The organism is Clostridioides sp. ES-S-0001-03 (assembly GCF_020676075.1).
Taxonomy (GTDB): domain Bacteria; phylum Bacillota; class Clostridia; order Peptostreptococcales; family Peptostreptococcaceae; genus Clostridioides.
The window spans coordinates 646,071-660,210 of record NZ_JACVWJ010000001.1; the positions used below are offsets into that span (position 1 = coordinate 646,071).

At 29.1% G+C, this 14,140-nt stretch carries 8 protein-coding genes; 7 read left to right on the forward strand and 1 reads right to left on the reverse strand.

Going from position 1 to position 14,140, the window contains the following annotated elements; all coding sequences use genetic code 11:
• The first annotated feature begins 159 nt into the window (after nucleotides 1–159).
• The 4 genes from secA (at nucleotide 160) to IC174_RS02770 (ending at nucleotide 7,768) form a co-directional block, all read left to right on the forward strand.
• A complete protein-coding gene (secA, locus tag IC174_RS02755; protein WP_227482109.1) occupies nucleotides 160–2,502 on the forward strand; it encodes a preprotein translocase subunit SecA in 2,343 nt (780 codons plus the stop codon).
• 416 nt (nucleotides 2,503–2,918) lie between these two features.
• The gene (locus IC174_RS02760) at nucleotides 2,919–4,790 is read left to right on the forward strand and encodes a cell wall-binding repeat-containing protein (protein ID WP_227482110.1); all 1,872 of its coding nucleotides are present in this window, start codon (nucleotides 2,919–2,921) and stop codon (nucleotides 4,788–4,790) included.
• 99 nt (nucleotides 4,791–4,889) lie between these two features.
• Nucleotides 4,890–5,603, forward strand: a complete 714-nt coding sequence (locus IC174_RS02765) for a PIG-L family deacetylase (RefSeq protein WP_227482111.1) — start codon at nucleotides 4,890–4,892, stop codon at nucleotides 5,601–5,603.
• A gap of 32 nt (nucleotides 5,604–5,635) precedes the next feature.
• Nucleotides 5,636–7,768 (forward strand): cell wall-binding repeat-containing protein, encoded by a 2,133-nt coding sequence (locus IC174_RS02770; RefSeq protein ID WP_285894690.1) that lies wholly within the window; start codon nucleotides 5,636–5,638, stop codon nucleotides 7,766–7,768.
• A gap of 55 nt (nucleotides 7,769–7,823) precedes the next feature.
• On the opposite strand, the gene IC174_RS02775 is transcribed toward IC174_RS02770, so the two are convergent.
• Nucleotides 7,824–8,219, reverse strand: coding sequence for a GtrA family protein (locus IC174_RS02775; protein WP_227482112.1), 396 nt, complete (start codon nucleotides 8,217–8,219; stop codon nucleotides 7,824–7,826).
• A gap of 231 nt (nucleotides 8,220–8,450) precedes the next feature.
• On the opposite strand from IC174_RS02775, the gene IC174_RS02780 reads away from it, so the two are divergent.
• The 3 genes from IC174_RS02780 (at nucleotide 8,451) to IC174_RS02790 (ending at nucleotide 13,909) form a co-directional block, all read left to right on the forward strand.
• Nucleotides 8,451–10,862 carry a cell wall-binding cysteine protease Cwp84 gene (locus IC174_RS02780; protein WP_227482113.1) on the forward strand — a complete coding sequence of 804 codons (2,412 nt, stop codon included), beginning with the start codon at nucleotides 8,451–8,453 and terminating at the stop codon, nucleotides 10,860–10,862.
• Between the two features lie 209 nt (nucleotides 10,863–11,071).
• On the forward strand, nucleotides 11,072–12,649 hold the full coding sequence (locus tag IC174_RS02785) for a cell wall-binding repeat-containing protein (RefSeq protein WP_227482114.1): 1,578 nt from the start codon (nucleotides 11,072–11,074) through the stop codon (nucleotides 12,647–12,649).
• A 108-nt stretch (nucleotides 12,650–12,757) separates the two neighbouring features.
• Complete coding sequence (locus IC174_RS02790) at nucleotides 12,758–13,909, forward strand: DUF5009 domain-containing protein (RefSeq protein WP_227434448.1); 1,152 nt, start codon at nucleotides 12,758–12,760, stop codon at nucleotides 13,907–13,909.
• The last annotated feature ends 231 nt before the right edge of the window (nucleotides 13,910–14,140 follow it).

A 14,140-nucleotide genomic window follows, 5' to 3' on the forward strand; every position in this document is an offset into this window, starting at 1 on the left:
GCTAAATTAGCCTCTTTTTATTATGAGAAATACTTAAAAAATAAGATGTAATTATTTATTAAGTATCATTATTATACTACACCTTAAAATAAATGTCTACTATTCTATTATTTTAATGTATAATAGTAAGTGGAAAATAAATTAGGAGGTAAATTAAATATGTCAGTTTTAGATGTAATACTAGACAAAAAAGATGAATTAGAAATTAAAAAATTAAATAATATAGTAGATAAAATAGACGAATTAGAAAATGAAATACAAGTATTAGATGATGAAGCATTAAAAAATATGACAAATGTATTTAAGGACAGATTAAATAAAGGAGAAACCTTAGATGATATATTGCCAGAAGCTTTTGCTGTTGTAAGAGAGGTATCAAGAAGAATATTAGGCATGCGTCAATATAGAGTTCAATTAATCGGTGGGATTGTATTACATCAAGGAAAAATAGCAGAGATGAGAACTGGAGAAGGAAAAACGCTAGTAGGAGTGGCTCCAGTTTACTTGAATGCATTGACAGGTAAAGGTGTACATGTCATTACAGTTAATGATTACTTGGCTCAACGTGATAAAGAACTTATGCAACCAGTGTATGAATTCTTGGGATTAACAGTAGGAGTAATTATTAATGGACAAGAACCATCAGAACGAAAATTGCAATACCAATGTGACATTACTTATGGTACAAACAATGAGTATGGATTTGATTATCTAAGAGATAATATGGTAACAAGAGAGCTAGATAAAGTTCAAAGAGAACTAAACTTTGCTATAGTTGATGAGGTTGATTCAATACTTATAGATGAAGCGAGGACTCCACTTATAATTGCTGGAGAAGGTGATGAAGGCACTAAATTATATGAACTTGCAAATGCTTTTATAAAAACTATAAAAGATGAAGACTTTGAAATGGATAGAAAAGATAAAACTATAGCCCTTACTGCAAGTGGTCTTAGTAAAGCAGAAAAATTTTTTGGAATAGAAAATATAACTCACATAGATAATATAGAGATATTTCATCATGTAAATCAGTCTTTAAGAGCACATAAATTAATGGATATAGATGTTGAATATGTTGTTAGAGATAATGAAATCTTAATTGTAGACGAATTTACAGGAAGAATAATGGATGGAAGAAGGTTTACAGATGGTCTTCATCAAGCAATTGAAGCTAAAGAAGGTGTAAAAATAAATGATGAATCAAAGACTATGGCGACTGTAACTTTTCAAAATTTCTTTAGGTTATATTCTAAATTATCAGGTATGACAGGTACAGCGAAGACTGAAGAAAGTGAATTTGAAGATACATATAAGATTAATGTTGTTCAAATACCTACTAATAAACCTGTTATAAGAGCTGATTTGCATGATAAAGTGTTTAAAACAGAACGTGCAAAATACAATGCTGTTGTGGAGGAAATAATAAAGATAAATAAAACTAAACAACCAGTGCTTGTAGGAACAGTTTCTATTGAAAAGTCTGAAAAATTATCTACATTGCTTAAAAAGAAAGGTGTAAAACATGAAGTCTTAAATGCTAAACAACATGAGAAGGAGGCTGAAATAATATCTAAAGCTGGTAAATTAGGTTCTGTTACAATTGCTACTAATATGGCAGGTAGAGGAACAGATATATCACTTGGAGCAGGAGATAAAGTAGAAGAAGAAAAGGTGAAAGAATTAGGCGGATTGTATGTTATAGGTACTGAAAGACATGAGACAAGAAGGATAGATAATCAGCTTAGAGGACGTTCAGGGAGACAAGGTGATCCTGGAACTTCTAGATTCTTTGTAAGTTTAGAGGATGAAGTAATAAAATTATATGGTGGAAAAAGTATAGAAAAGATATTAAAAAGAATGAATGCAAATGAAGATGAAGCACTAGAGAGTAAGTCTTTAAATAGAGCTATAGAAAGAGCTCAAAAAGGTATTGAAGGTAAAAACTTTGAACAGAGAAAGAATGTTCTTAAATATGATGATACTATTAATGAACAAAGAAAAGTAATATATAATGAAAGAAACAAGGTATTAAGTGGTTCAGATATTGAAGATGAAATACAAAAAATGGTTATGGATATTATTTCAGATGCAGCTGAAAAATATCTAAAAAAAATTAGAGATTATCATGGATATTTTAAATATCTATATAATACTTTTATGCCAGCAGATACACTATTAATCCCAAATTTAAATGAAAAGAGTGTTGAAGAAATAGTAAGTCAAACTTATCAAATTTCAAAACGTGTTTATGACCTTAAAAAAATGATGGTTGGAATTGAAGAATTAGCACAATTAGAAAAAAGAGTATTACTTCAAGTTGTGGATACTTATTGGGTTGATCACATAGATGCCATGGACCAATTAAGACAGTATATAGGTCTTAAATCCTATGCACAGAAAGATCCTTTTAAAGAATATGCTATAGAAGGTTATGATATGTTTGAAACTTTAAATAAGAATATTAGAGTAACTACAGTGCAATATCTATATAAATTTAACTAAAAAAGTGACCTTTTAGGTCACTTTTCATACATTAATATCATAGTATAATTTATTTTATAATTATAGCACTTGTAAATAAAATTTATATTAATGAAAAAGAGGCTGAACGTCAGCCTCTTTTTCTGTGTGAGAAATACGGAAAAAAGAGATGCTTGAAATTTCTTTCTTCCATTTAATATTATACTATAAAGATAATAAAAAGTCTATGAGTTATATGTATGATAAAAAAAAAAAATTACAATTTTGTTACTTTTTAGTATACAAAAATAAATTCAAATTAATATTTATTAATTGTCTTTAATAAAATATCCAAATATTACAATATCTACAGTTTATTGAAATAATATGTAAATTATATTATAATTGGTAAATAAGGAAAAAATGATGAAAAATTGAATTTTTTAGGGGGAAATACTATGAATAGAAAAAATCTTTCTATAGTTCTGGCAGCTACAATGATAAGTACGTCAGTAGCTCCAGTTTTTGCTGCAGAAACTACACAAGTAAAGAAACAAACAATAACTAAAAAAGAAGCTACAAAGTTAGTTTCAAAAGTTAGAGACCTAATGTCTCAAAAATATACTGGAGGTTCTCAAGTTGGACAACCAATATATGAAATAAAGGTTGGTGAAACTTCATCACAATTAAAAATAATAACTAATATAGATGAGCTAGAAAAATTAGTAAATGCTTTGGGAGAAAATAAAGAACTTCTTGTTACTATAACAGATAAAGGGCATATAACAAATGGTGCAAATGAAGTAATTGCTGAAGCAATTGAAAAATATGAAAATTCAGCAGACCTTTCAGCTGAAGCTAATTCCATAACAGAAAAAGCTAAAACTGAAACTAATGGAATTTATAAAGTTGCAGATGTAAAAGCTTCATATGATAGTGCCAAAGATAAGTTAGTTATAACTTTAAGAGATAAAGCAGAAACAGTAACTTCTAAAACTATAACAGTGGGTGTTGGTGATGAAAAGGTTGATTTAACAGTAAATCCAGTTGATTCAACTGGAACAAACTTAGATCCTTCTACAGAAGGTTTTAAAGTAGAAAAAATCAATAAATTAGGTGTAGCAGGAGCTAAAAATATTGATGATATTCAATTAGCAGAAATAACTATAAAAAATAGTGATTTAAACACAGTTTCACCACAAGATTTATATGATGGATATAGATTAACTGTTCAAGGTAATATGGTAGTAAATGGTACATCAAAATCAGTTAGTGATATTTCAGTAAGAGATTCAGAAACAGGAAAGTATAAATTTACTGTTAAATATACTGATGCATCTGGAAATGCGATAGAACTTACTGTAGAAAGTACTAACGAAAAAGAGTTAAAAGATGCTAAATCAGCATTGGAAGGAAATTCAAAAGTTAAATTAATAGCTGGGGATGATAGATATGCAACAGCAGTAGCTATAGCAAAACAAACAAAATACACTGATAATGTAGTTATAGTTAATTCAAATAAATTAGTCGATGGGTTAGCAGCTACACCACTAGCTCAATCTAAAAAAGCTCCTATATTATTAGCATCTGATAATGAAATACCAAAAGTAACATTAGACTACATAAAAGATATAATTAAGAAAAGCCCATCTGCTAAAATATATATAGTAGGTGGAGAGTCAGCAGTATCAAACACAGCTAAAAAGCAATTAGAATCAATAACTAAGAATGTTGAAAGACTAGCTGGAGATGATAGACATACAACTTCAGTAGCAGTAGCAAAAGCTATGGGTTTTTTTAAAGAAGCTTTTGTAGTAGGTGCAAAAGGAGAAGCTGATGCTATGAGCATAGCTGCTAAAGCTGCTGAACTTAAGGCTCCTATAATAGTAAATGGTTGGAATGATCTCTCAGCAGAATCTATTAAGTTGATGGATGGAAAAGAGATTGGCATAGTTGGCGGTTCTAATAATGTATCTAGTCAAATTGAAAATCAACTTGTTGATATTGATAAAGATAGAAAGGTTCAAAGAGTTGAAGGAGAAACAAGACATGATACCAACGCTAAAGTTATAGAAACATATTATGACAAATTAGATAAACTATATGTAGCAAAAGATGGATATGGAAATAATGGTATGCTAGTAGATGCATTAGCAGCAGGACCTTTAGCAGCTGGGAAAGGTCCAATACTTCTAGCTAAAACTGATATAACAAATTCACAAAAGAGTGCTCTTGATAAAAAAATAAATCTTGGTGCAGAAGTAACTCAAATAGGTAATGGGATTGAATTGACTGTAGTTCAAAAAATAGGCAAAATACTGGGATGGTAATAATCAACAATATAGAAAAGGATTCCTTATTATTTATAGGAATCTTTTTCTATCGACATAATAATTAAAGTATAACTTGCTCTTGACAGATAGGAGGATATGATAGTGATAGAAGCAACCTTGTTTTTTTCCCCACACCAAGATGATGAAACATTAAGTATGGGTAGTGCAATAATTGAACATGTAGAAAAAAGCGATACACATGTTATATTATGTACTGATGGTAGTAAGTCAATAATAAGAAAAGTATTAGATGATGGAGGGTCATGTTCTTATCATATTAAAGATATACATAAATATTCTTTATCAGAAAGTGATTTTTCAAAAAATAGAGATGAGGAATTTAAAGCTAGTTGTAAAGCAATGGGAGTCAAAGAAAATAATATACATATAGAAAATAACAGAGCTCATGATGGAGAATTGAGTAAAGAAAAAGCAAGAGAGATAATACTAAAATATTTAGAAAAATATCCTGATGCTAAAGTGAAGACAGTTACACCATATAAAGCTCTTGGAATACATGAAGATCATAGAGCATTAGGTGAAGCTGCATTAGAATTGTATAAAGAAGGAAAAATAAAAGATTTAAGATTTTATGTAGAACCGTATGATTATAATGATTTCAAAAAAGTTAATCCAAATGTTAGAGTATGGAAGGTTTTGAGTAGTCAAGAAGAGAAATTATTAAATGCTATGGATGCATACAAGAAATGGAACCCCGAAAATGGGAACTACGCAATTGGATATCATTCTGTTAAATCTCACTTTGATGAATTAAAATCCAATAAAATCCAATATGTACATGCTCCATAAACATTAATATAAAAACTAGGAGGATATAGTTAATGAAAATATCAAAGAGAATAATGTCATTGTTGACAGCCACTTTTTTTATCTTTGCATTATCTATCAATATAGCTGATGCTTCATCAAAAGAGAGTCTAGTAGGTTCTGGTAGATGGGAAACTGCAATAAAAATTAGCCAAAATGGATGGAAAGAAGCTACTAATGCTATACTAGTAAATGATAATTCTATAGCTGATGCATTATCTGCAACTCCATTTGCTAAATTAAAAGATGCACCTATTTTATTAACTCAAAGTGATAAATTGGATAGTAGGACTAAAGCAGAATTAAAAAGACTAGGTGTAAAAAACGTGTATTTAATTGGAGGTATGAATACTCTAAGCACTAATATTGAAAAACAATTAAAATCAGAAAATATGACGTTTGAGAGAATTTCAGGTAATAGTAGATATGAAACATCTTTAAAATTAGCTGAAAGATTGGATAAAGAAAAGAGTATTTCTAATATAGTTGTGGTTAATGGAGAAAAAGGATTAGCTGATGCAGTAAGTGTGGGTTCTGCTGCTGCACAAGAAAATATGCCAATTATACTTTCAGATCCTAATAATGGGATAAAAGTTGCAAATAACTTTATTAGCAGTAAAAATATAAAGAAATCTTATATAATTGGTGGTACATATTCTGTATCTAGTTCTATTGAAAAGAGTTTACCTAGTGCAAAAAGATTATCTGGAAATAATAGAAATGAAACTAACGCAAAGGTTGTAGAAGAATTTTATAAAGATACAGATTTAAAAAATGCTTATATAACTAAAGATGGTATGAAAAAACAAAGCGATTTAATAGATTCTCTAGCTGTAGGCGTATTGGCAGCTAAAAATAGCTCTCCAGTTGTATTAGTAGGAAATGCACTTGACTCTAGTCAATATGATGTATTAAATACTAAAAGTTTTGATAATATTGTACAAGTTGGTGGAAATGGAAATGAAGATGCTGTGAAGGATATACTTGACTTACAAGAAGAAACTATATATAGAGTTAAGACAGCAGATGAATTGGCTGTTGCTCTAAGAAAAGCAGATGCTAATGATATTATAACATTTAAACCTGATGATAACAAAAAGATTACTAGTTCATTTAGTATAGAAACAAAAAAATCTATAACTGTAGAACTTGAAGGACTGTATACACAAACAATAACTGTAAATATGCCAAATGGAGAATTAACTAATAAGGGTACATTAGATGGAACTGTAAAAATAATGGATATAAAAAATGGTACATTTATAAATGAAGGTGAGATAAATGATATTGACCTTTATGATTCAAATGGATCTAAAATAGAGAATAAAAGTGGTGGAGATATATGGGTTTTAACTATATCTAGTAGTGCTAAAGATGTAAATATAGAAAATAAAGGTGATATAAGTAAGGTTACAAATAATTCTACTAGTGTTATAATAAAAAATTCAGGAAATATTGATACTTTAGGTGGGGTTAGCACACCATCAATAAGTGGAAATAAACCTAGAGTTGATGATACTGATAAGGATGAAAAAAGAGCAAGTGGAATATATCCTACTTCAGAGCCTTTATCACCTGAAAGATCTGGTTATATAAGTGTAAAAATATTTACTAAACCTGAAGATATAAATTACAAAATTTACTATAGAGTAGTAAGTAGTAGACCATCTGCATTATATATTGGAGATAGAATAAACATAGATAACTGGACTGCTGTACCATCTTCTGTTTTACCATTTACTATCAAAGCAGAAAATGGATATTATATAGAAGCTGTTGAAATAAATTCTGATACTAAGAAAGTATCTAGATGGGGAAAATCTGACTATATAGATGATGGATTTTATTTAAAATCAGAAACTGCAAAAGGATTAAGTGCAGATATAGATTTTGATGGAGACTATGTTAAACTAACAGCAACAGGTGCTGATTCTGGATGTACAGTTTATTATAGAATAGTATCAAAGAAGCCAATATCAATGAATGTTGGAGATAAAGTAACTATATCTGATTGGGATAAAATTACTACTAATAGGGTAAGGATAGAAGCAAATGATGTAAAAGAGAAATATATCGAATTAGTTGAATTAGATGATTCTACTAATAAAGTTACTAGATGGGGAGTAAGTGATAAGGTAGTAGAATAAGATATTTAACATAAAAAATAAAAACAGACTGTATCTTAATTGATTAGTCTGTTTTTTATTTCCTAAAAATTATCATTTTACTAAATAAATAATTTAAAACTATAACAACTATATTAGTAAAAATCTTCACTATAAGGTCATTTACAAAAAGTAAATCAACCATTAGATACATAATAACCATTTCTATAATACCAGAAATCAACCTAAAACTAACAAAAGACAAAAACTCCTTAAATAAAAACATTAACTCAACTCTTCTGCTTTCAAACACAAAAAACTTATTAGTAACATAAGCAAATAAAACAGCAAGAATCCATGCCAAAGCATTTGCAATCATAAAATTAAATGAAATAACTCTAGTAAAAAATAAATAAGAAACGATATTTACAAGGGTAGTAAATGCTCCAAAAAATAAATATAATATTGTCTCTTTATGTTTTTTTAAAATCAAATATAACCCTCCTAAACTAATTAAATATAAGCATTCTTGAAGATTCTAACATATTTTAGTATAACATATCCATTAATTAATAAATCAATACATTATAAAATATCATAAAAAATAAAATTATAGCACTATACAATTAATATACACTTATAATCCATATTTTATAAAAATAAAATATGACCTAGATTTAGAAATCTGATATAATAAAAATTAAATACATACAAGGGGGTAAATATGAGAAAGTACAAATTAAAAAAATTGTCAAAGCTACTGGCATTGTTGACAGTTTGCTTTTTAATAGTGTCAACAATACATGTCTCAGCAGAAAACAATAAAACTTTAGATGGAGTAGAAACTGCAGAGTATTCTGAAAGCTATCTTCAATACTTAGAAGATGTTAAAAATGGAGACACAGCAAAATATAATGGAGTAATACCAGTTCCATATGAAATGGAAGGGACAATACTTCAAAATAAGGGAAGAAGTACTCTTCCATCATCATACAAAGCAAGTGTAGCATACAATCCAATGAACTTAGGCTTAACTACACCAGCGAAAAATCAAGGAGAGCTTAATACCTGTTGGGCATTTTCTAGTATGTCAACTTTAGAATCATATTTAAAGTTAAAAGGTTATGGAACTTATGACCTCTCAGAAGAACACTTTAGATGGTGGTCAACTGGTGGAACACATGGATGGGACTTAGATGATATGTCAGGTAGTTCAAATGTAACAGCTATAGGATATCTTACAGCATGGGCAGGTCCTAAATTAGAAAAGGACATACCATATAATCTTAAATCTGAAGAACAAGGTGCAACGAGACCTTCAAATATGGATACTGCACCTACACAGTTTAATGTGACAGATGTTGTACGTCTTAATAAAGATAAAAATACCGTAAAAAATGCAATAATGCAATATGGTGCAGTAACATCAGGCTATGCTCACTATAAAAGCTATTTTAATAGCAATGAAACAGCATATAACTGCACAAATAGAAGTGCACCTTTAAATCACTCTGTATCAATAGTGGGATGGGATGATAATTATTCAAAAGATAACTTTGCATCTGATGTTAAACCAGAATCAAATGGAGCATGGTTAGTAAAAAGTAGTTGGGGAGAATTCAACTCTATGAAAGGATTCTTCTGGATTTCTTATGAAGATAAAACTCTTTTAACAGATACAGATAACTATTCAATGAAATCAGTATCAAAACCAGATAGTGATAAAAAAATGTACCAACTTGAATATGCTGGTCTTAGCAAGATAATGTCAAATAAGATAACAGCAGCAAATGTATTTGATTTTAGTAGAGACTCTGAAAAACTTGACTCAGTTATGTTTGAAACAGACTCTGTAGGAGCAAAATATGAAGTATATTATGCACCAGTAGTAAATGGAGTTCCTCAAAATAACTCAATGACAAAACTTGCAAATGGAACAGTATCATACTCTGGATACATAAATGTGTCTACTAACTCTTATAACCTTCCAAAAGGTAAAGGTGCAATAGTAGTAGTTATAGACAACACAGCAAATCCTAATAGAGAAAAATCAACTTTAGCATATGAAACTAACATAGATGGATACTATCTATACGAAGCTAAAGCAAACTTAGGTGAAAGTTACATACTTCAAAACAATAAATTTGAAGATATAAATACATATAGTGAATTTTCTCCTTGTAACTTTGTTATAAAAGCTATAACAAAAACATCTTCTGGACAAGCTACTTCAGGAGAATCTTTAACTGGAGCAGATAGATATGAAACAGCAGTTAAAGTTAGTCAGAAAGGATGGACTTCTTCACAAAATGCAGTATTAGTAAATGGAAATGCAATAGTGGATGCTTTAACAGCTACACCATTTACAGCAGCAATTGATTCTCCAATCCTTTTAACAGGAAAAGATAATTTAGACTCAAAAACTAAATCAGAATTACAAAGATTAGGAACTAAAAAGGTTTATCTAATAGGTGGAGAAAATTCTCTAAGTAAGAATATACAAACTCAACTTAGCAATATGGGTATATCAATAGAGAGAATTAGTGGTAGTGATAGATACAAGACTAGTATATCTCTAGCTCAAAAACTAAATAGTATAAAATCTGTTTCACAAGTTGCAGTGGCAAATGGTGTCAATGGACTTGCAGATGCAATTAGTGTTGGCGCAGCAGCTGCTGACAACAATATGCCAATAATACTTACTAATGAAAAGAGTGAGTTACAAGGTGCTGATGAGTTTTTAAATTCATCAAAAATAACTAAGTCTTATATAATTGGTGGTACAGCTACTTTATCATCAAACTTAGAAAGTAAGCTTTCAAATCCAACAAGACTTGCAGGAAGCAATAGAAATGAAACTAATGCTAAGATAATAGATAAGTTCTATACTAATTCAGATTTAAAATATGCTTTTGTTGTTAAAGATGGTTCAAAAAGTCAAGGTGACTTAATAGATGGACTAGCAGTAGGAGCTTTAGGTGCTAAAACTGATTCACCAGTAGTTCTAGTTGGAAATAAATTAGATGAAAGTCAAAAAACTGTACTTAAATCTAAGAAAATAGAAACTCCAATTAGAGTTGGTGGAAATGGAAATGAAAGTGCTTTTAATGAATTAAATAATCTTTTAGGAAAATAATAATGTTAAATGTTTTATAGTTTAAAAAATATTTAATATTGCTTTAAAAATATATAAAGGAAATAAGCCCTAACCGTTAATATGGTTGGGGCTTATTTCTTGAGAAATTTTTATAGATAAAAATGTAATAATTTTAAACTGTAAAATAGTGTAAAGATATTCTATAATATAATATAGTAAGATTTTAAACGAAATAAGGGGGTAATAAAATGAAAGCACCAAAAACTATTTTAACAATATTGACAATAGCGCTTACTTTAAGTGGGATTTCTATAACTTCATCATATGCACTTACAGAGGAAAAATTAATAGGTGAAGGGAGATATGAAACTGCTGTAAAGATAAGCCAAAAATCATATAGTTCTAGTAATAATGCTGTATTAGTCAATGATAGCTCTTTGGCTGATGCTCTTTCAGCTACACCATTTGCAAAAGTTAAGGGAGCTCCAATACTTTTAACAGAAAGTAATAAACTGGATGATAGAACCAAAACAGAGTTAAAGCGTTTGGGAGCTAAGGATATTTATTTAATTGGTGGGACTGCCGTGTTAAACAAGGATATAGAGAATCAATTAAAAAGTGATGGATTAAATGTAGAAAGAATTAGTGGTAATGATAGATATGAAACTTCATTACTTTTAGCAAATAAACTAAAAGATATTAAAGATGTTAAGGAGATAGCTGTTGTAAATGGTGAAAAAGGGCTAAGTGATGCTGTAAGTGTTGGGGCACCTTCTGCTCAAAATAATATGCCTGTAGTATTATCTAGTCCAAAGAATGGAGTAGAAGCATTTGAGAAATTTATAAAAGAGGAGAAAGTTATAAAGGCATATGTAATAGGAGGTACAAATTCTGTTTCAAGAGCAGTAGAAAAGAGTCTTCCTAATGCAGAAAGATTGAGTGGAAAGGATAGAAATGAAACTAATGCCAAGGTTATAGAAAAATTTTATTCTGATGTAGATTTAAACAATCTATATGTAACTAAAGATGGAAGTAAAAATGAAAATCAACTTATTGATTCATTGGCAGTTGGAGTATTGGCAGCAAAGAATGAATCACCTGTTGTTTTGGTCGGTGATAAACTAAATACAAAGCAAAGGGATATACTTAGTACTAAAAAATTAAGTACTATAACACAAGTTGGTGGAAATGGAAATGAAGAAGCTTTTAATGAAATTAAGACTTTACAAGATAAAACTATCTTTGAAGCTAAAACCGTTGAGGAATTAACTAATATGATAAATATTGCAAGTCCTAATGACATTATTAACTTTAATCCAAAAGAGGATACTGTAAATGAAGCTTTTAGAATGGTAACAAATAAGCCAATAACTGTGAATATAAAAGGTGATTGTTCAAAGACTATCACTATTGATATGCCTAATGGTGAGGTAAATAACTATGCTACTTTAGTAAATGTTATAGTGAGAAATATTGGAGAAGGTGGATTTAACAATCATGATACAATAACTATATTGTCAGTTCGTGACAAAAATGGTAGAGTTATAGAAAATACTAGAAATTCAGATATAGAAACAATGATGATATTGGCATCTGCTAATGATACAAAATTGATTAATGATGGTTATATAGGAAAGCTTATAGATAACTCATCTAATAGTGACATCACTAATCATGGTACTATAGACAAAAAAGTAAATCAGGTTGAAGATTTAGAAGCTAAGGTTGATTCAATTGAAAAAGCTATAGATTCTATAAGCCAGAAAATTAATAAGATACAAGATATATTAGATAAACTTGGATTTCTAAAGAAATTTCTTAACTAAAAAGATGTATATTTAAGAAAGCTATATTTTATACTTATATTTGAAAATATATAGTTAGATTGATTCATAGCTAAAGATAAATATACAATTAAATCTTGGGGAGGTAATATGGAGAGTGGATTTGAAAGTAAATTAGATACAAAAATTATGAAAAATAGAGTTAAATCAATTGATATAATAAGAGGGCTATCAATAGCCCTCATGATAGTTTGCAATAATCCTGGGACTTGGATGAGAATGTATCCACAACTTAGACATGCTATATGGCATGGTGTAACACTTGCAGATTTTGCATTTCCTTTCTTTGTTATATCCTTAGGTGTTACAATTCCAATATCAATAAACAGTAAACTAAAGAATAATAAATCTACAATACGAATAATACTAAGTATATTTAAGAGAAGTATTTTACTAATGTTGTTTGGATTTTTCTTAAATTACCTAGGAAATCATGACTTAAGTACTGTAAGAATACTTGGGGTGCTTCAACGTATGGGATTAGTATACCTTGTAACTAGTCTAGTGTATTTACTACTAAAAAAACTGAATGTAGGAAGCACTGCAACTATAATTACTTTCTTATGTATATCTGCATTTATCATAGTGGGATATTATATAGTGGCAAAACCATATGGATTTGAGCTAGAAGGTTCTCTTGCACAATTAGTGGATTTCCATTTTTTCAAAGGACATTTGTACAAGCCAGAGTTTGAACCAGATGGATTTTTAACAAGTATAGTAGCAATTTCTTCAGGTATGTTAGGCTGTACTATGGGGTGTGTACTTCTAAAAGAAAATATAGGACAGTATAAAAAATTCTTTAAAATATTAATTATGAGTATCATTTTACTTATATGTGCTTTTGCTTTTAATCAATATTTTCCATTTAATAAGAGATTATGGTCAAGTTCATTCGTACTTTTAATGGCTGGAAGTTATGGTATTTTATTGGCAATATTTTACTTTATATGTGACATCAAAAATAAAAGCAAAATATTTACTCCAATAATAGCACTTGGAAGTAGCCCTATTTTTACATATATGTGTCTTGAAATATTGAGCCATGTGTTTTGGAATTTACCAAAACTTACTGATAAAGTAGATTATCCTACTACTTTGGTGGAATGGACTACATATGAATTTATAACACCTTGGGCAGGTACAACATGGGATTCTCTTGTATTTTCTCTCTTGTATGTATTGTTTTGGGTTATAATAATGTCGTTTATGTATAAAAAGAAAATATTTATTAAAATTTAATGTAGTGTTTTGTTTAAAAAAATATTTATTCAATTTGTTTAAATATGCAGAAATTCTCAGTAATAATCCAGTTTTTCCCTAGCGAAAATTAAAAAAACATGCCATAAAAGATTACAAAAAGATTACAATTTGTAATCTTTTGTGCTATAATGAAAAAAGATTTACATAATATTGAATTTATGTAATATAAAACAAGTTCAAGAAGAATTAAATAAGAATTAAATAAGATTT